The sequence below is a fragment of the Rufibacter ruber genome, from assembly GCF_001647275.1.
Classification (GTDB): domain Bacteria; phylum Bacteroidota; class Bacteroidia; order Cytophagales; family Hymenobacteraceae; genus Nibribacter; species Nibribacter ruber_C.
This window is the reverse complement of the sequence record NZ_LRMM01000035.1, coordinates 31,547-49,528: the sequence shown is the minus strand read 5'-3', so window position 1 is coordinate 49,528 and position 17,982 is coordinate 31,547. Positions and strand designations below refer to the sequence as shown.

General features: G+C 53.1%; 17 protein-coding genes. 9 read left to right on the top strand and 8 right to left on the bottom strand.

Annotated features, from left to right (window positions below; genetic code table 11):
• Positions 1 to 83 precede the first annotated feature (83 nt).
• The 6 genes from A8O25_RS13895 to A8O25_RS13870 all read right to left on the bottom strand — a co-directional run bounded on the left by A8O25_RS13895 (position 84) and on the right by A8O25_RS13870 (position 5,425).
• Positions 84 to 455, bottom strand: coding sequence for a lipoprotein TP_1001-related protein (locus A8O25_RS13895; RefSeq protein WP_066835873.1), 372 nt, complete (start codon positions 453 to 455; stop codon positions 84 to 86).
• Positions 456 to 1,362: 907 nt separating this feature from the next.
• The gene (locus A8O25_RS13890; RefSeq protein WP_066835871.1) at positions 1,363 to 2,013 is read right to left on the bottom strand and encodes a response regulator transcription factor; all 651 of its coding nucleotides are present in this window, start codon (positions 2,011 to 2,013) and stop codon (positions 1,363 to 1,365) included.
• Between the two features lie 5 nt (positions 2,014 to 2,018).
• On the bottom strand, positions 2,019 to 2,804 hold the full coding sequence (locus A8O25_RS13885) for a sensor histidine kinase (protein ID WP_082893641.1): 786 nt from the start codon (positions 2,802 to 2,804) through the stop codon (positions 2,019 to 2,021).
• Positions 2,805 to 2,808: 4 nt separating this feature from the next.
• On the bottom strand, positions 2,809 to 3,480 hold the full coding sequence (locus tag A8O25_RS13880) for a hypothetical protein (RefSeq protein WP_066835864.1): 672 nt from the start codon (positions 3,478 to 3,480) through the stop codon (positions 2,809 to 2,811).
• Positions 3,481 to 3,533: 53 nt separating this feature from the next.
• A complete protein-coding gene (locus A8O25_RS13875; RefSeq protein ID WP_066835863.1) occupies positions 3,534 to 3,950 on the bottom strand; it encodes a hypothetical protein in 417 nt (138 codons plus the stop codon).
• Positions 3,951 to 4,651: 701 nt separating this feature from the next.
• Complete coding sequence (locus A8O25_RS13870; protein ID WP_153042753.1) at positions 4,652 to 5,425, bottom strand: hypothetical protein; 774 nt, start codon at positions 5,423 to 5,425, stop codon at positions 4,652 to 4,654.
• A 40-nt stretch (positions 5,426 to 5,465) separates the two neighbouring features.
• Between A8O25_RS13870 and A8O25_RS13865 the strand changes: the two genes are divergently transcribed.
• The gene (locus tag A8O25_RS13865; protein ID WP_153042752.1) at positions 5,466 to 6,527 is read left to right on the top strand and encodes a hypothetical protein; all 1,062 of its coding nucleotides are present in this window, start codon (positions 5,466 to 5,468) and stop codon (positions 6,525 to 6,527) included.
• A gap of 124 nt (positions 6,528 to 6,651) precedes the next feature.
• Here A8O25_RS13865 and A8O25_RS13860 read toward each other — a convergent pair whose 3' ends face one another.
• Positions 6,652 to 7,041 (bottom strand): hypothetical protein, encoded by a 390-nt coding sequence (locus tag A8O25_RS13860; RefSeq protein ID WP_066835859.1) that lies wholly within the window; start codon positions 7,039 to 7,041, stop codon positions 6,652 to 6,654.
• Positions 7,042 to 7,712: 671 nt separating this feature from the next.
• Between A8O25_RS13860 and A8O25_RS13855 the strand changes: the two genes are divergently transcribed.
• The 6 genes from A8O25_RS13855 to A8O25_RS13835 all read left to right on the top strand — a co-directional run bounded on the left by A8O25_RS13855 (position 7,713) and on the right by A8O25_RS13835 (position 15,064).
• Positions 7,713 to 9,080 (top strand): sigma-54-dependent transcriptional regulator, encoded by a 1,368-nt coding sequence (locus tag A8O25_RS13855; protein ID WP_066835889.1) that lies wholly within the window; start codon positions 7,713 to 7,715, stop codon positions 9,078 to 9,080.
• Between the two features lie 1,001 nt (positions 9,081 to 10,081).
• Positions 10,082 to 10,435, top strand: a complete 354-nt coding sequence (locus A8O25_RS13850) for a DUF7674 family protein (protein WP_066835857.1) — start codon at positions 10,082 to 10,084, stop codon at positions 10,433 to 10,435.
• Between the two features lie 27 nt (positions 10,436 to 10,462).
• Positions 10,463 to 10,543: a K(+)-transporting ATPase subunit F gene (kdpF, locus tag A8O25_RS24365; RefSeq protein WP_074987983.1), complete on the top strand. Its 81-nt coding sequence runs from the start codon at positions 10,463 to 10,465 to the stop codon at positions 10,541 to 10,543.
• 48 nt (positions 10,544 to 10,591) lie between these two features.
• Positions 10,592 to 12,307 carry a potassium-transporting ATPase subunit KdpA gene (gene kdpA / locus A8O25_RS13845; protein WP_066835855.1) on the top strand — a complete coding sequence of 572 codons (1,716 nt, stop codon included), beginning with the start codon at positions 10,592 to 10,594 and terminating at the stop codon, positions 12,305 to 12,307.
• 112 nt (positions 12,308 to 12,419) lie between these two features.
• Positions 12,420 to 14,477 (top strand): potassium-transporting ATPase subunit KdpB, encoded by a 2,058-nt coding sequence (gene kdpB, locus A8O25_RS13840; protein ID WP_206598692.1) that lies wholly within the window; start codon positions 12,420 to 12,422, stop codon positions 14,475 to 14,477.
• A 23-nt stretch (positions 14,478 to 14,500) separates the two neighbouring features.
• A complete protein-coding gene (locus A8O25_RS13835) occupies positions 14,501 to 15,064 on the top strand; it encodes a K(+)-transporting ATPase subunit C (RefSeq protein ID WP_066835851.1) in 564 nt (187 codons plus the stop codon).
• Positions 15,065 to 15,089: 25 nt separating this feature from the next.
• Here the strand turns inward: A8O25_RS13835 and A8O25_RS23250 are convergent, their stop codons facing one another.
• A complete protein-coding gene (locus A8O25_RS23250; RefSeq protein WP_161947750.1) occupies positions 15,090 to 15,260 on the bottom strand; it encodes a hypothetical protein in 171 nt (56 codons plus the stop codon).
• Positions 15,261 to 15,490: 230 nt separating this feature from the next.
• Between A8O25_RS23250 and A8O25_RS13830 the strand changes: the two genes are divergently transcribed.
• Positions 15,491 to 16,639, top strand: coding sequence for a porin (locus A8O25_RS13830; RefSeq protein ID WP_241499030.1), 1,149 nt, complete (start codon positions 15,491 to 15,493; stop codon positions 16,637 to 16,639).
• A gap of 160 nt (positions 16,640 to 16,799) precedes the next feature.
• Complete coding sequence (locus A8O25_RS13825) at positions 16,800 to 17,936, top strand: histidine kinase (protein WP_066835846.1); 1,137 nt, start codon at positions 16,800 to 16,802, stop codon at positions 17,934 to 17,936.
• The last annotated feature ends 46 nt before the right edge of the window (positions 17,937 to 17,982 follow it).

Below are 17,982 nucleotides of genomic sequence, written 5' to 3'. Positions count from 1 at the left end.
TTTCGGCCTGTTTTGGGAAAACCAGGCCGAAAACGCATGTAAGGAGCAACAATTGGTTCGCTGTTTGGTTCCTGCCCTTTCTTTCAACCCAATTGATTATGCGATCTGGATGAGGCCATAACCCCTTCTAAGGGCAGGAGGCACAGCTGCTGCGGTGAAATACCGCGGTTGGTCCAGAGGCAATCCGTCTTTCCCAGAAATACCTTGTGCAGGGGTTCCCCCGTGTTGATAAAAGCCCGCACATATTTGCCTGAGCCCGTGTACAGCACCAGATAGTCTCCTTTTTCCACTTCAACCTCTGGTAACGAAGGGAAAGGAAAGTAAGCGCTGTGCGCAGAGGAAACGTGAAATGCCAAATTTTTCAGGTTCCCGGCTGTGAGCGCCTGCAGAAAAATGTATTCACTGTTGGGGTGTTGACCATCTCCTTCGTGTATTCTGATCAGGTTCAATTTCATGGGGTAGAGCTGTTAAACGGTAAGTCACGGGTTCTCACTGAAGGGGAATTCTGTTTTCGGGCTGTTTTTAAGAAAGTAAGCCGAAAACAGAACTGCCAAGCCCACACGTGCCAAGTGCTGTTCTTGTCTGTAGGTTTTTCTCTCTCCGGGGCGGGTTAAAAGAAGACGCCTGGGGCTGTGGCAGTACTTGTTAGATTTTGCAATATATGAGAGTCGGTGTCATATTCATTTCCAGTAATAAAGCTTAGGTAAAAGGCCCCTGGTGGTATCTTGGGTTGGTTTAGAAGACCCGCCTATTGCGAGAAGTCTCCTGGCCAACGGGAGGTGTAGTGTTAAATGTAATTTGAAGATAGAATCTGTGATTTGTTTGAGAGATAGTAGATACAACCAGGGGCCTGTAAGGACCGGATTTGCTGTTCAGGAGCAAATGCCAGGACTTGTTCAATATGGCAGCGTACCTAGTGCCAGATATTGACGGGAAGGGAGTTTATTTTCTTGGGGCCATTCAGGCAGAAATATTTTAATGGGTTTTAGTATAATTTCAACGCTGGTGCACTTTCAGCTTTCGGCTAAAAGAAAGAGGGTCATTCTTCACAGGAACTTTCAGAGAGAGAAGTTGCTGTGTCTGTTTGATGTGGTAAAGGTACCGCAAGCAGTGGCAACGAGCTATTAACTGAGGGTGTGAAAAATCACATAAGGTGTGTGTGAATTTTCCAGAGAGGGGGAAACGTACGCTTTGACAAGCTGTGATTGGGAGAGGAGAAGAGGTTTCTGTTTCCGGGCTGTTTTTTGAAAATCAGGCCGAAAACAGAGAGAAAAGGGGTTATAGCTTAGGGCACTTGCGCACTCGTTTCCACCACCGTTAGATGAACGTACTCTTTGCTAAGTTAGACGTTGAAGCAAAAAGTTAAACTACCTTGAAATAGCCTTTCTTGATGGCGTACATGGCCAGCCCCACCCTTGAGGCAACCTCCAGCTTTTTGAACAGCGTTTCCCGTAAAGCCTCTACCGCTCTGGGGGTTACGTTCAGGAGCGGTGCAAAGGATTTGTACGGGAGTTCAGTGCACGCCAGTTTCAGAAATCCTATTTCCCGTTCAGAGAGCTCCGGTTCAGACGGGGTATTTGAGGTAAGCCCCTGTTTCAGGATCTCAGTGACGCTGTTGGAGTAGTAGCTCCCGTTGCCCTCCAGCGCCTCCAGGGCCATGCGCAGCTCTGACGTATCTGCATTCTTCAGGACGTACCCATCTACGCCGCACTTGAGCATCCTGAGTACGGTCTCCTCCTCGTTGCTCATGGAGAGCGCCAGAATTTTCATGTCCGGGTAGTGCTCCTGGAGCCAGCGGGCGGTTTCAAAACCATCCATCACGGGCATGCTGATATCCAGCACTGCAATAGACGGCAGGTTGTCTGGGGAGAGCTTCTGAATGAAGTCTTTGCCGTTTTCGGCCTCCAGCGTTATGGAATAGCCACTGAATCCGTTGATGATTTCGGCCATTCCTTTCCGGAAGAGTTGGTGGTCATCTACCAGGGCCACTTTGGTGGTTTGGGGAGCGTGCATGCGTTCTATTCTAAAGGTAAGTCTATTTGTACCAGCGTGCCGGAGCCTGTTTGGCCCGTAATGGAAAAGGAAGCGCCAATCAGGCCCGCCCTGAAATTCATGTTCTGAAGCCCGGTGCCGTTGAGAGGCGGCTCAGGAGAACCCTCCGTGTTTTTTGCCAGACCTCTTCCATCATCCAGCACGCGCAAGGTCATTTGCCGGGGGGTGAATTCCAGCTGGGCCGAGATGCAAGAGGCGTCTGCGTGTTTGAGGCTGTTGTTCAGGGCTTCCTGGGCAATCCTGAAAAGGATGAGCTTCTTCTCGGGGAGCAGCCCGGCCTCCTGGCCAATTACGTCAAACGAAGTCTCAACGGCCCCCGTCTTTTTGATTAGATCTAGCTGGGTTTTAAGAAGGGTGGCCAACGGCTGCTGCGACGCATATTTGCTGTTGAGGCGCTTGGAGAGGTCCCGTAAATCACTGAGAGCCTGGTCTACCAGTTCTTTGCTGGTGGTGATTTTCTGCCGGTGGTGGTCCTGCAGGGCGTTCTCCAGCGAATTCATGTTGAGCCGGGCCAGGGAGAGGATCTGCCCCACGTTGTCATGGATTTCCTGCGCAATAGAATGGAAGGTCTGCTCCTGCATCTCCAGCTGCGCCTTCAGAATCTCTTTCTGGTAGGTTTCCGCTAAACCCTTTACCTCGTCCTGGTATTCCAGCCTTCTCTTCTGGTAATAGAAGACCATGAACGCAATAAACAAAGCCAGCAGCACAAACAGGGCGGTGCCTACGGCTACAATTAAAACTACATCGGGCATGCCGTTACAAAGGTATGGGGTACGGTTTTAGCGGGGTGGCCACCTTAGGGGGCTCTCTCTTCACCAGGAAAGATATCAAGAAAGTGAGATTCAATAAAATCCCGAGGAAGACATTGATCAAATAAATAGGACGTGCCCAACTATAGGACTGATGGATGAGGTAATACATGAGCCCGTCTACAAACACGTTGCCCAGGGAATAGAACAGCAGACCCGTACTGATCCAGAACATGGGTTCCCGTTCCAGCCTAGAGACTTTTACCCCAATAAAGACTTCTCTGTAGTAGAAGAGTACCCAGGCCACCACCAGCACATTCTTCAGGACACGGGCGTAAGAGTTGTATTCCAGAATTGTCTGCACCGTTAGGAAGAAGATCAACACCGCCACCACATACACGGGCAACGTGAGAAGAATAGCCCTGCGGATTCTTTTCCCGCTTAGGGCCACGTAGAAAACCCCGGAAAGAAACAGGTACTGCAGCGGGATGAGCAGATGATAGAGAAAGGAATTGTTGATTTTTTGAAACATCAGGTGCGCGGCATAGGCCTCTACCAACAGCGTGATGGCCAGGCAGAGACCCAAGATCTTCTGCGGGGTGTCCAGGTGCTTGAACCGGAGGCTCCATACCACAACGCTCAGGGCTAAGAAAGCAAAATAGATATAAACAGACCACATAAAAAACTGTCTGGCGCACGGTCAACAGACCCGTGCCGCCAGAGGAGAAGGGGTTAAAGAGTAGACAGGAACTCGTCATTGGAGCAGTTTGACATAGGAGGGCAGGCGCAGCAGTCATCTGCGTACACGGCCTCTTCTGAGGTGTCTGGGATACCGTCTGCCGTGATGGGTGCCATAAAGAGCTCATGCTCCCCGTTTTCTTTAATCCCGTAGTACACCCTGATAAAGTTGCTTTGCGGGCTCTCCTGAAGCATTTCCAGAATAGAGGCTACCGTGAAATTGGCTGCCCGCAGCATGGTGTTCTCCTGAGGCGGCTGTAAGGCGGCCAAGTAATCATAATAGCGGTCACATCTGGCCTTGAGTTCCGCTACCGGGACCTGCTGTCCCTCTGACTCATTATGGGTAGGCTGCGTGAACTGGCAAAGTGGGGACTGTGTCTCTGTGGCGCTGGCCGTTAATAATTTGGGCATGGGTTTAGATAGATTGGGATTAGTATGCTTTACAGAAGAAAAGAATCTATAGTATTCTTTCAGGTGGCGTTTTTTTAAGGAAAATAGAATAAAGAAATACAGTGAACAGCTTTGCGCCGAATGAAGTTGACAACCACCTTCCTTAGGGTTGTGTGAAGATAGGAAGCCGAATTATTTTTTTACATGATTTGTGAAAAATCACATACTAAACGTGAGGGCTTTGGCAGGTGAACGCAATACGTTAATTCGTTGCCGCACGTCCCCCTTCAAAGCCATGGGGCGGTGGGGATAGCCTGCAGAGAAATTCCCGTTTTCGGCCTATTTCCGGAAACAGCGAAAGGGAATCTGCTGAGAATATACCAAACCATCAATCGCAGACTGCCGGCACAACAGCTAATCAAAGGCCTTCTTTCCCGCTAGTGTTTTCCAGGGATGAAGAAAGAGAAGGTGTTGGGAAATACGCAGTTCATTAGAGGGAGAAGCTATCATGAGGGCGTGCTTAGAGCATGAAGCGGTTTAGCGTTTTCCCTTCCTCAAACGTGCTGGACTGTGTCTGGCCTTGTCATGGTGCCAACGTCTTTTGGGGCTACTTTCCCAAAAACCTACGTTTTCTTATCCTGAAGATATAAACAGACGCGTGATCTCCTGCAAAAATCAATATTCAACCCAACACTTATGCTGTCTTTCGGTACAAGCTTGTTCTAGCTACATGGCGCAAACTCCACGGTCAGCACATCGGCCTTTTTCCATTGCACCCAACCTTCTAGGGGTTCATAATCAGCTAGGTCGCCCTGGCAGTCTTTGGAGGACTTGATTTGGATGCTGTCGTTTTTGATGGCGGTTACCTCAAACACCTGGTTTTTGCTCTGGGGGGCGTGGGGCAGCAGGTTGCAGTCTTTGAGCCGGATGTTCTGATTTTTGAGATATTTTTCCCAGGTGGAGAAGGTGTACTTAACGTCGGCCTTGGCCACTTTCCGTTTCTCTTTGTTTAGGTAGATGATCAGGTACTCCGGGTCAGTGCTGGGGGCTTCGGCGTCAAAGTCAAACTGGGCGACATCTGCCTCGGGCACCAGGCCGCGGGCCACCACCTTCCGGGGCAGATCTGTGGTGTAGAAGGTGTTGTCTTCGTTATAGACCAAGTTGGTATAGGGGGCGTCATCCAGATAATAAATGTCCAGGCGGTCGTTGAGGTCCAGCTGAATGGAAACCACGCCTGCGCCGCGCATTTTATCCTCGGTGAACGAACTGAAGGTGTCGGTTTGGTACAGAAGCGGCTCTGTGGCGGCGCAGCTGGTCATGGGTTTTGAGGTGGTAGGAGGAGAGGTAGCGGCTGGTTGGTCTTGGGTGCTGGCTGCTTCCTGGGGGGCCTGGCTTGCCGTCTCCTGGCTTTCCTGGCTGGTGCAGGCAGCGGTGAACGTGAGGCCAGCCGCCACCAGGAATATCTTTACCGCCGGTTTGGAGTATATAGAGTTCATCAGGGGGAACTGCCTGTTTCTGAAACCATTGCTACCGCCTATGAAACGTCTTGTCATCTTGGGTTTGACTGTACTGTTTTTCATTCTGTTCTTAGATAAATGTACCAGCATGAATGTTCTTTCTACATTTAAAGAATCTGGACTGAAAGATTTACCCAATTTAAAGGATGGTGTCCGTTCAAAAAACTATGAAATCAAACGCATAAGCAAAGAAGCCTACGCCAACATCACCTATGATCCCGTGGGCAACTATTTTCTCATCATAGATAATTTTACCATCAGGAAACTAGACGCGGCCGGTAACGATGTCTTCCAGCTGGAAAACTCCCAGATGTACCTGCCGCGGTTCACCTCATACGTGTTTGACAGCACCGGGGTCTACGATTTCTCATCGCAGAAAATAGAGAAGCAGCTTTTTAACCGAGTCCTGAACCTGGATCAGAGCCTGGACAAGGAGGAGTGGCAGAAAACCTTTGATGACCTGTACCAACATGCCGATGTGGTTCTCTTTGGCGGCTACACTGATCTCTACCATGAAGATGACCCTATCTTTCTGCGGATAAACGGGGAATGGGTTCTTTTGATAACCACCCCGCAGGAAACGCGCCTGCAGGAGATAGAATACCGCGCTGGAATCCGGTTTGAGGGCTACCCCGCCAAGCACAACCACCTCTCCCTGCTCAAAGACACCCAAACGCAAGCGTATTCAGATTTTGAGGGCACCAGCGACCGCTACCTGCAGACATACCAAGATATTACTCTGAAGGAGAAACAGGTAGCGTATCTCACTAACCGGAACATCAAGATATTGTCTTATGAGAAGCAGCGCGTTTATTCAGAGTTAGCTTATACGCCCATTCCCATTGCCTGGACTTGCGAGGTGGGAAACAGTCTTACAATTGGTGGAGAGGAACTCAAATTCAGGTGCGGGGGAATCAAGAAGTTGGGCCTGTTCAATGACGTAGACACGTTTCTCTGCTGGTACTCGGTGCCCCGGGAATTTCTGCCGCGCACGCACGTCAGCTTCCTGAAATACAGCTTCCCCTCAAATGAACAAGCCAGTGAGAATAATGGGTTGTATCTGGTGCGGAAAGTGGGGTAGTTTAAAAGGAGGATAGGAATTTTAAGGAGATTTAGATTGTCTTTCTTTAAACTGTATTTATATATATATATCAAAGAGGTGACCAGAATAAAAGCGTCTAATTTAAGTTTTGAAATTAAGGAAATTAGCGTTTAAACAGTGGTATCCCTCTCTCATCATATTTAAGATGCCACGTGTTCTTGTGAGAGAGATAGGTGGTATTATCATCTACATCTAATAGTTTGGTTTGATGACTGCGGAAATTATTTTTAGAAAGGGAGCGGTAAAAGGTGTCATCAAACATATATAACTGCCGAAGCGGGTTGGGTGCCGTGTCATAGTCCCCGAATATATTTGTGTAAATGGAGGCAATTTTGCCGTTGCTGCGGTAATTTCTGGTTTCTATCTCAGAAAGGTTCCCCTGGGCGTCAAAGGTGAACTTCTTAGTATTTTCTTTGCGGTAATTGCCTGAAGAAAAGACCACATATTGGGTTAAGCTGTCTAATTGACCTTTACCACTGTAGAAATACCTCACAGAATCTATACGGTCTATGTCTTGTACCCACAGTACTTTATAATCTGGTTGGTTTGCCTTGTTAAGTTTTATTAGAGTTTCAGTTTCTCTTACAGTAAGTTCAGGGTGGCGGCTTAAGCTTGTCAGTCTAACGGTGTTGCCATGGTATACTATCGTATCATAAATGCCAGACTCATAGGGGTCGCATACACTTAATTGGCATCTGATCTTCCAGCCGCGCCGGGTTACCCTACCGCTATTATCATGTTGGAGAGTGTAAGAATGATAAATTTGGTCCTGACCATCTCCATTAGAAGATACCATAAAACTTCTTTCATAGCTGTCAATAATTGGGGAAGGGGCTACCTCCTCTTCCTTATCGCAACTGAACAGCATAAATGGAAGTAATCTGAACAGGTAGAGTTTTAATTTCATAAGACAGCGGATTAATCAATACTATATAAAGGGCAAGTTAAGAAATTAATATATAGAATTTTACTGCCATTTTGCCGAGACGCATCAAATAAACTTTTGAATTTCAAAGCTAATTGAAAACTATAAATAGATCTGAAATTGAACAGGAATCTTGGGGCCTATTTTTGTGCTCCTATTGATGTTGGGGTAAATAGTATTCTTCAACTTCTCCTTTTCTCCCTCCAACTCCTTAGCTTCGCAACCACAAACCCATGCTCATGGCAAAATACCCGGGAGAACTATTGCTGATTGACGATGAAGAGCGCCTGCGCCACGTGTTGGGGCGGGTGCTGGAACTGGAAGGCTACCACGTGCGGCAAGCGGCCACGGCCCACGCAGCGCTGGAAATGCTGCAACAGCACGCCCAAGATGTATGGGTGGTGCTCTCTGATGTGAAGCTCCCCGATGATCACGGCCTCAACGTACTCCAGAAAGTAAAGCAGAAGTACCCGCAAGCCGAGGTGATTCTCATGACCGCCTACGGCACCATCCAGGACGGGGTGACGGCCATGAAGATGGGCGCGTTTGACTACCTCACCAAAGGCGACTCAGACGACCAACTGCTGGTGGTGGTGGAACGGGCCATGGAGAAAGCCAGCTTGCAGCGGCGCATCCGGGAGCTGGAGAAACAGGTGGGCGTGAAGTACAGCCTGGATAGTATTTTGGGTACCTCGCCCGCGTTGCGGCAGGCCAAGGACTTGACGGCAAAAGTAGCACCTACAGATTCCACGGTATTGCTGGAAGGGGAGACGGGCACGGGCAAGGAACTCTTCGCACAGGCCATTCACCAGGCCAGCACGCGGCGCGGGAAACCGTTTCTTGCCCTCAACTGCAGTGCCTTCCCCAAAGATTTACTGGAGTCGGAGCTGTTCGGGTACAAAAAAGGGGCTTTCACGGGAGCCATGACTGACAAAAAAGGCCTGCTGGAGGAAGCCCACACCGGCACGCTGTTTCTGGACGAGGTAGGGGAGATGCCCGCCGAGCTGCAGGCCAAATTCCTGCGCGTGCTGGAAACGCAGACCTTCACCAAGCTCGGCGATACCAAACCCATTCAGGTGAACCTCCGGCTGGTAGCCGCCACCAACCGCGACATGGCCGCCGAGGCCGAGGCCGGTCACTTCCGTCCAGATTTGTACTACCGCCTCTCAGTGTTCAAGGTGCGGGTGCCCACCTTGCGCGAACGCAAAGAAGACATTCCCACGCTGGCCAAATATTTCCTGCAAGTTTTCGCCGCCAAGCTCAACCCCCGGCTGCAGCACCTCAGCCCCGAATTCATGCAGAAGCTGCAGGCCTATCCCTGGAAAGGCAACATCCGGGAGCTGAAAAATGTGCTGGAGCGCGCCGTTATCCTCGCCGAGGGCGATACCCTCACCCCCGATTTCCTGCCCGCAGAGTTCTGGCCGCTGAACACTGCCGCAGGAGCCGTGGAAAGCGACACCGCCCTGAGTACGGTGGAGAAAAACCACATCCGCAAGATTCTGGCGCAGACCAGCGGCAACAAAACCGAAACCGCCCGCCTGCTCCACATCGGCTTGACCACGCTGTACCGGAAGATTCAGGAATACGGTTTGGGAGACGTTCACTAAACCTCGCTTGGTGTATTTGGCGCTAGCATCTGTTGTAGTTTCCGTTTAGCGGCTGTTTTTCTGAATTCAGGGCAAAAACAGAAAAATGATTCGTCTTTGATTTCATCCACGCTTGCGGTACAAGTCTAATGCCGCTTTACCCACCCCTACCCCTCCCAGGAGGGGAGTTTCCGGCAACAGTAGCAGAAAAAGAAAAGTTGGCAGAAGGAAGCTATGTCTAGCTTTATTCACGGAGTTTGTTCCCTTTGAAGACATGTCTGGTAAGTTTACCAAAAAGCAAGCTCATCCGGATTTGCAATCCGGGAGCAAATGAGTCGGGGATTTGTAATCCCCGATTCGGTACTGTTTGAACTGCATCGGGGATTACAAATCCCGAACAGCCGAGGGAGTCTAGCTTTATTCACGCATTCCGTCCCCCTTTGAAGGGGGCAGGGGGATGATTACTCGTGCAGTTCTACTCATACAGGATTACGCATTCCCGAGAATCGGCTTTTCCTTTTACATAGCTGGAACAGACGGTTCTTCACCAGCTTTGGTCTCCCCCAACCCCCTTCAAAGGGGGACGGAATGCGTGCAAAAAGGTGTAGAGGCTCCTTTAAAAGGATGCTCAACGTTCTCCCTTCTCTAGCTGATAATTCCCCTCCTGGGAGGGGTAGGGGTGGGTTCCACTGCTTCCCATTACAACCTGAAATATAACTCAAACCGCCTGTCTTCTTTTCAAAACGCAAGGGCACCCTACCATTTTGGTAGGGTGCCCTTGCCGTTTTGCGGCTCCTTTTTGGACATCAGGCTAAAAATAGGATTGTAAATCAAGGACTTACAGGGAACACCTAAGCAACAGCTAGTTTTGGCACACGGCTTGGCAATAGGGGAGCAGAACCATTTAAAAATTTCTATGGACCCTTTACTGCTTATCTCTCTTTTGCTGGCCTCCGGGCTGCTGTGCTTCTGGCTCTTTTTCAGGGCGGTTGACTTTTTTGACCACGTGTAACGCGGCAGCCATGATTGAGCATTACCAAGTACTGGCCGAGCTGGAGCGGGAGTTCCCCGAGCTCACGCCGGAGCTGGAAGACACCGAGTGCAAACGCAACATGTACCGGCAGCTGTCGTGCTTCGCGCGGTTCACCAACCGGTTCATTGACCAACAGGACCTGGCGCAGGTGCGGCGGTGTTTCCAGCACGCTAACCACCTGTGGCAACACGGCGACCAGCGCGTGCAGGCGGCCCTGCAGAACAGCTACCTCTACGCGCTTCACCTGTACCAGAACTCCCAACTTTCCATGCAGCTCAGGATTCTGCTGGGGCCGGCCTTAACGCGTTGTGCCCAGCAGCTCACCTATGCCCAGCTGCCTTAACCATTTCTACTTATCTAATTCAACGCTATGATGCTCCTTCTTTTCCTTTTGAGCCTAGCCACCTTCGGCTATCTGTGCTACGTGCTCCTGCGGCCTGAAAAATTCTAAGCCGCCCGCTCTTCCCTTTTATCTACTGTAAAAAAGACAACTCAATTCATGTCAACTGAACTACTAGGCGTCCTGGTGACGTACCTGCTCACCCTGGCGCTGGCCATTCCGCTGGGGAAATACATTGCCCGCGTGTACCAGGGCCAGAAGACCCTGCTGGATTTTATGGTGCCGCTGGAGCGTTTGCTCTACCGTGTCTCGGGCATTGACCCCAACCGCGAAATGAACTGGAAACAGCATCTGCTGGCCCTGCTCACCATTAACCTGGTGTGGTTTGTACTGGCGTTTGTGATTCTGCTTACCCAGGGCAGCCTGCCGCTCAACCCCGACGGCAACCCTTCCATGCCCCCGGATCTGGCTTTCAACACCGCCATTTCCTTTCTGGTGAACTGTAACCTACAACACTATTCCGGCGAGACGGGCCTCACGTACTTTTCCCAACTGACCGTGATTACGTTCCTGCAGTTTGTGTCGGCGGCGACGGGCATGGCGGCTGTGGTGGTGGTGTTTAACGCCTTTAAGGAGAAAAGCTCCGAGAAACTGGGCAACTTCTTCCGTTACCTGGTCTTGAGCTGCACCCGCATTCTGCTGCCAATCTGTTTGGTCATTGCCGCTATTCTGGCCTTCAACGGCACGCCCACCAGTTTTGACGGCAAAGCCGAGATCGTGACGCTGCAAGGCGACTCGGTGCAGGTGTCCAGAGGTCCGGCGGCGGGCATGATTGCCATTAAACATTTGGGCACGAACGGCGGCGGCTGGTTCGGGGTGAATTCGGCGCACCCGCTGGAGAACCCCAATTACCTCACCAACATGACCGAATTGGTGGCGCAGGTGCTCATCCCCATCGCCATGGTCATCACCTTTGGCGTGTACATCCGGCGCAAGAAACTGGCCTGGACCATCTTCGGGGTTATGACGGTGGGCATGCTGCTGTTGTTGGTGCCCATGCTGTTGAGCGAAACGGGCGGCAGTCCTACTCTGGCCCAGCTGCACCTGCTGCAACCCACGGGTGCCATGGAAGGCAAGGAAGTACGCTTCGGACCGGCCATCTCGGCATACTGGAGCACGGTAACTACTATCATCTCCACGGGCTCGGTGAATTCCATGCATGACAGCACCATGCCGCTGAGCGGGGCCATGCAACTGCTGGGCATGTTCATCAACTGCTTCTACGGCGGCTGCGGAGTGGGCATTCTCAACTACTTCATCTTCCTCATCATTGCGGTGTTCATCTCGGGCCTGATGGTGGGGCGTACGCCCGAGTTTCTGGGCAAGAAGGTGGAGGCCCGCGAGATGAAAATCGCGACCATTATTGCGCTGTTGCATCCGCTGCTCATTCTGGCGGGCACCGCGCTGGCCTGCTTCACGCACACCACTTACCCCAACGCCGATTGGGCGGTGAAACCCTCGGCCTGGCTCAACAACCCGGGTTTCCACGGCTTCTCCGAGATGCTGTATGAGTTCACGTCCTCGGCGGCCAACAACGGTTCCGGCTTTGAGGGGCTGGGCGACAACAACGTGTTCTGGAACGTGAGCACGGGCTTTGTGCTGCTGCTGGGGCGCTTTCTGCCCATCATCGGGCCGGTGGCCATTGCGGGTCTGCTGGCGCGCAAACGCTACGTACCGGAGTCGGCGGGTACGCTGCGCACAGATACCGCCACCTTCGGGTTCATGACGCTTGCCGTCATTCTCATCATCGCCGCGCTGGCGTTCTTCCCCGCGCTGGTGCTGGGGCCGCTGGCCGAATACTTCACTATTTACTAAACCCTTCGGTGCCCCGGCGGAGGTTTGCGTTTAGCGGCTCTTTTTCCCAAAACAGGCCAAAAACGCAAACTCCCGGGCGGGCATCCTCTTCACTTATTCAATCCTAGAAAACATGTCTGTGCAAAAAAGACAAATGGGGCTGCTGGAAGGTCCGCTGGTACGCGAGGCGCTCAAGCAGTCGGTGATAAAACTGAATCCCCGCTACCTCATCAAGAACCCGGTGATGTTCACCGTGGAGATTGGCACCGTCATCATGCTGCTGGTGACGGTGGGCGTGGCCATGGGCAGCCAGAACCAGGGCACCTTGGGCTACAACTTTCTGGTGTTTCTCATTCTGCTGCTCACGCTTCTGTTCGCCAACTTCGCCGAGGCCATTGCCGAGGCGCGGGGCAAGGCCCAGGCCGAATCGCTGCGGAAAACGCGCCAGGACACGCCCGCCAAAAAACTCACCAAAAGAGGCGGAAACCAGTCTGAAGTCATTGAAACCGTCAGCTCTGCCGCGCTCCAGAAAGGCGATATTTTCCTGGCCGAACCCGGCGATATTATTCCCACGGACGGCGAAATCATTGAAGGTTTGGCTTCTATTGACGAGTCGGCCATCACGGGCGAATCTGCACCGGTGATACGCGAGGCGGGCGGCGATAAATCGTCGGTGACGGGTGGGACCAAGGTGCTCTCAGACCGCATTGTGGTGCGCGTGACTACCGCCCCCGGTGAGTCGTTCCTGGACAAGATGATTGCGCTGGTGGAAGGCGCGAGCCGCCAGAAAACCCCCAATGAGATTGCGCTTACCATTCTGCTGGCGGGCTTTACGCTGGTGTTCATCATTGTGTGCGTGACCCTGCAGCCCTTCGCGGAGTACGCCAACACGCCCATTACCATCGCCTCGCTCATAGCCCTGTTTGTATGCCTCATTCCCACCACCATCGGGGGCTTGCTCTCGGCCATCGGGATTGCGGGCATGGACCGGGCGCTGCGGGCGAACGTGATTACCAAATCGGGCAAGGCCGTGGAAACTGCCGGCGACATTGACACGCTGCTGCTGGACAAAACGGGCACCATCACCATCGGGAACCGGAAAGCCACCAGGTTCTGGCCCGCGCCGGGTGTGGAGGAGCGGGAGTTCGTGTCCAAAGCCGTGCTCAGTTCTATTTCTGATGATACGCCCGAGGGGAAATCCATTCTGGAGTTGGCCCAGCAGCAGCGCGTGGAAGTGCCCATGCCCGATTTAAGCCAGGTGCAGTTCATCAAGTTCTCCGCCGAAACCCGGTCCAGCGGCCTTGATTTGCCCAACGGTTTACGCATCAGGAAAGGTGCTTCTGACTCCATGCGCCGCCTCACCGAGAACGCGGGCAACACCTACCCCAAGGCCGTGGCCGAGAAAGTGAACGAGATTGCCGCCAACGGGGGCACGCCGCTGGTGGTCACCGAGAACGAGAAAGTGCAGGGCGTGATTCAGCTGGAGGACATCATCAAACCCGGCATTCAGGAACGTTTTGAGCGCCTTCGGAAGATGGGCGTGAAAACCGTGATGGTGACCGGCGACAACCCGCTCACCGCCAAATTCATTGCCGAGAAAGCGGGCGTAGATGATTTCATTGCCGAGGCCACGCCCGAAGACAAGCTCAACTACATCAAGAAAGAGCAGGCCGCGGGCAAACTGGTGGCCATGATGGGCGACGGCACCAATGACGCGCCGGCCCTGGCCCAGGCCGATGTGGGGGTGGCCATGAACTCGGGCACGCAGGCGGCCAAAGAGGCGGGCAACATGGTGGACCTGGACAACGACCCCACCAAGCTCATTGAGATTGTGGAAATTGGCAAACAGTTGCTCATCACCCGCGGCACGCTCACCACGTTCTCCATCGCCAATGACGTGGCCAAGTACTTCGCCATTGTGCCCGCGCTCTTCATTGTGGCCATTCCCGCCCTGCAAGGCCTGAACATCATGGGCCTCAACAGCCCCGAGAGCGCCATTCTGAGTGCGGTCATTTTCAACGCCATCATCATTCCGCTGCTCATTCCGCTGGCCTTGCGCGGCGTGGCCTACAAACCCATCGGGGCAAGTGCGCTGCTTCGCCGGAACCTGCTGCTCTACGGTGTGGGCGGCGTGGTGGCCCCGTTCATTGGTATTAAACTCATAGACGCCGTTTTAGGCCTCTTTTTCTAAAAACAGCTCAAAAACGTAATCACATGAAAACGTATTTAATCGCCTCTATTAAATTGACCTTGGTGCTGCTGGTGTTGCTGGCGGGCGTGTACCCCGTGCTGGTGGCGGGCATCGGCAAACTTTCGTCGGGCGGCGGAGGTGGGGAAACCGTTTCGCGCAACGGCCAAGTAATTGGCTTCGCCAACGTAGGGCAGGTGTTCACCCAGGACGGGTATTTCCAGGGAAGACCCTCCGCGGTGGACTACAACGCGGCCGGCTCGGGAGGCTCCAACAAAGGCCCCTCTAACCCCGATTACCTGACCACCGTGCAAGCGCGCATCGACACGTTTCTGGCCCACAACCCCGGCGTGACCCGCGCCCAGATTCCCGCCGAACTGGTGACCGCCTCCGGCTCCGGCCTAGACCCGCACCTTTCCCCCGAAGCCGCTTACTTGCAAGTTGCCCGCGTTGCCCAAGCCAGAAACCTTCCCGAGCAGAAAGTGCGGGCGCTGGTGCAGCAACACGTAGAAGCGCCGCTCTTAGGCATCTTAGGCCCTGAGAAAGTGAACGTCCTGCAACTCAACCTGGCCCTGGACGCTTTGAAGTAATTGAAGGCCGCTTTCTGTTTTTGGCTTATTTTTCAGAAAACAGGCCAGAAACGGAAAGGATGGCTTCATTCTTTCCGTCCCCCTTTGAAGGGGGTAGGGGGATGATGACTTTTGCTGAGAATAAGATTTCTGGCTTTTCACTATCTATGGCGCGGAAGTTACTTCCGTGACTAAGTGATACTGCTTCTAAAGCCAAGCCGCTCTTCCGGATTTGCAATTCGGAAGTAAGGAGAAAGGGGATTTGTAATCCCCGAGTACCTACGCAAGGCATCAGAAACGAGGCTGATTGTAAATATGGAACAGCAGAGGCAGTAAAAGGAAAGCAGCTCTAATTTGATGCGCCTTTTTCATCCCCCTACCCCCTTCAAAGGGGGACAATCTAAACACATATTCATTGAGGCACAACGATGCCTCTTATCCATCATCATGAAATTTAAAACTACCACCATGAGAACCAAGTTCTCCCTTTCCATTGCCCTTTATTTATGCCTGACGGTGCTTACGCAGGCGCAAACCGTTTCAGATTCAACCTCTGTGGCTGCCTCAACTTCGACCACTTCAGAGGACGGGTCGGCCAAACCCTGGCAACTGAGCGGTTTTGTGGATGTGTATTATGCCTATGACTTCAATCAACCGGAGAACCATCTGCGGCCGGGCTTTCTGTACAACCACAACCGGCACAATGAATTTAATGTGAACCTGGCTTTGCTGCGGGTAAACTACGCGCAGGACAAGGTGCGCGGGAACCTGGGGCTGATGGCGGGTACCTACGCCCAATACAACCTAGCCGCCGAGCAGGAGTTGCTGCGGCACGTGTACGAGGCCAACGTGGGCGTACAACTACTGCCCAAGGTTTGGCTGGATGCGGGTATTTTCCCTTCGCACATTGGGGCTGAGTCGGCTATCTCCCGCGATAACCTGACGCTCACCCGCTCCCTGAGTGCCGAGAACACGCCGTACTATGAAGCGGGCGCGAAAATCACGTTTGAGGTATCGGAGAAGTGGACGCTGACCGGGCTGGTGCTCAACGGCTGGCAGAACATCCGCGAGGCGGATGGAAACCAGAACAAGGCGCTGGGCACGCAGATTACGTTTAAACCGTCCAGCAAAGTGGTGCTGAACTCCAGCACGTTCTTCGGGAATGAGAAGCCGGACAAGGCCAAACAGCGGCGGTATTTCCATAACTTCTATGCCTCGGTCTCGCCCGCCGATAAGTGGGGCCTGATTGCTGCCTTCGACTTTGGGTTGGAGGAAAAAGCGGGCGATGAAGACGGCTACAACCGCTGGTGGAACCCTACTTTGGCCGTAAAATACCAGGTGTTGCCCCAGCTAGGCATCGCGGCCCGCAGCGAGTACTACCATGACAAGCACGGCGTAATCATCGGAACTGAAACTGCCAACGGTTTCCAGACGGCAGGCTATTCATTGAACCTGGATTTCGCACCCACTACGCAGGTGCTCTGGCGGGTGGAGGCGCGCGTGCTGGATTCCAAGGATGACATTTTTACCAAACAAAGCGGCAACCCTACAGATAAGAATACGGCGTTGACTACGTCTTTGTCTTTCGCTTTCTAGCGGTGGGGCGAGGGGAATTGCAACCGTGTGGACCCACCCCTGCCTCTCCCAAGAAAGGAATTTTCTCCTAGCTTCGGTTATTCTTACTCTTGGAAAGAATTCCCCTCCTCGGAGGGGTAGGGGTGGGTTTCACCACATTTCAACTTAAGTTTTCATATTCATGGTTTCAGGCGGAAACGCGGCGGACGGGAAGTTTCTGGAGTTGATCCGGCACGCGCGGCGGGGGAAGTTCAAAATCTACATCGGGCTGGCGGCGGGCGTGGGCAAGACGTACCGCATGTTGCAGGAGGCGCACGCGCTGCTGGCGCAGGGCGTGGACGTGGTGGTGGGGTACGTGGAAACGCACAACCGCAAAGAGACGGTGCAACAGTTGGAAGGGCTGCCGGTTATTCCGCGCAAAGCCGTTTTCTACAAGGGCCGCTCGCTGGAGGAGATGGACGTGCCCGCCATTCTGCAACGCCGCCCCGAGATGGTGGTGGTAGATGAGCTGGCCCATACCAACGTGCCGGGCTCGGCGCACGAGAAACGCTGGCAGGACGTGGTGCAACTGCTGGAGGCGGGTATTCACGTGATTAGCGCCGTGAACATTCAGCACCTGGAAAGCCTGAACCAGCAGGTAGAGAAAATCACGGGCGTGGAAGTGACCGAGCGCGTACCCGACAGCGTACTGCGCCTCGCCGATGAAGTGGTGAACATTGACCTGACCATTCCGGAGTTGCTGGAGCGGTTGCAATCGGGCAAAATCTACGAGCCGGCCAAGGTGGAGGCGGCGCTGAGAAACTTCTTCCAGAAAGACCACCTGCTGCAATTGCGGGAACTGGCGCTGCGCGAGGTAGCCAACCAGCTGGAACGCCAGATTGACACCGCCCACATCACCCCAGACCGACGGCACACGGAGAAACTGCTCACCTGCATAGGCACCAACGCCAAGGGCGCACGGGAAATCATAAGAAAATCGGCCCGCCTGGCCGATAGGTACCACGCCGAGTGGTATTTGCTCTACGTGCAGACCTCCCGCGAGACGAGCCTCAACATCAACCTGGCCACCCAGCGGCACCTCCTCAACAATTTACAGTTGGCCACCGAACTGGGGGCGCAGGTGCTCAAAGTGAAAGCCGAAGACGTGGCCGAGGAGGTGCTGCGCGAGGTGAACGAACGGCAAATCACGCTGGTGACGCTAGGCATTACCACAGGTTCTTTCTGGCACCGCTGGTGGCGCAAAAGCATCACCGGCGAAATAATTTCCCGCATTACCGCGGCCAACACCGAGACGGATATTTACTTGGTGAATTATTAAAGGGAATCTACGGCAAGCGGAAAAAGGCTACCTTTCCGTTTTTGGC

Coding starts and splice junctions, on each gene's coding strand:
- A8O25_RS13895 (WP_066835873.1), bottom strand. CDS start 455: ATGAAATTGAACCTGATCAGAATACACGAAGGAGATGGTCAACACCCC.
- A8O25_RS13890 (WP_066835871.1), bottom strand. CDS start 2,013: ATGCACGCTCCCCAAACCACCAAAGTGGCCCTGGTAGATGACCACCAA.
- A8O25_RS13885 (WP_082893641.1), bottom strand. CDS start 2,804: ATGCCCGATGTAGTTTTAATTGTAGCCGTAGGCACCGCCCTGTTTGTG.
- A8O25_RS13880 (WP_066835864.1), bottom strand. CDS start 3,480: ATGTGGTCTGTTTATATCTATTTTGCTTTCTTAGCCCTGAGCGTTGTG.
- A8O25_RS13875 (WP_066835863.1), bottom strand. CDS start 3,950: ATGCCCAAATTATTAACGGCCAGCGCCACAGAGACACAGTCCCCACTT.
- A8O25_RS13870 (WP_153042753.1), bottom strand. CDS start 5,425: ATGAACTCTATATACTCCAAACCGGCGGTAAAGATATTCCTGGTGGCG.
- A8O25_RS13865 (WP_153042752.1), top strand. CDS start 5,466: ATGAAACGTCTTGTCATCTTGGGTTTGACTGTACTGTTTTTCATTCTG.
- A8O25_RS13855 (WP_066835889.1), top strand. CDS start 7,713: ATGGCAAAATACCCGGGAGAACTATTGCTGATTGACGATGAAGAGCGC.
- A8O25_RS13850 (WP_066835857.1), top strand. CDS start 10,082: ATGATTGAGCATTACCAAGTACTGGCCGAGCTGGAGCGGGAGTTCCCC.
- kdpF (WP_074987983.1), top strand. CDS start 10,463: ATGATGCTCCTTCTTTTCCTTTTGAGCCTAGCCACCTTCGGCTATCTG.
- kdpA (WP_066835855.1), top strand. CDS start 10,592: ATGTCAACTGAACTACTAGGCGTCCTGGTGACGTACCTGCTCACCCTG.
- kdpB (WP_206598692.1), top strand. CDS start 12,420: ATGTCTGTGCAAAAAAGACAAATGGGGCTGCTGGAAGGTCCGCTGGTA.
- A8O25_RS13835 (WP_066835851.1), top strand. CDS start 14,501: ATGAAAACGTATTTAATCGCCTCTATTAAATTGACCTTGGTGCTGCTG.
- A8O25_RS13830 (WP_241499030.1), top strand. CDS start 15,491: ATGAAATTTAAAACTACCACCATGAGAACCAAGTTCTCCCTTTCCATT.
- A8O25_RS13825 (WP_066835846.1), top strand. CDS start 16,800: ATGGTTTCAGGCGGAAACGCGGCGGACGGGAAGTTTCTGGAGTTGATC.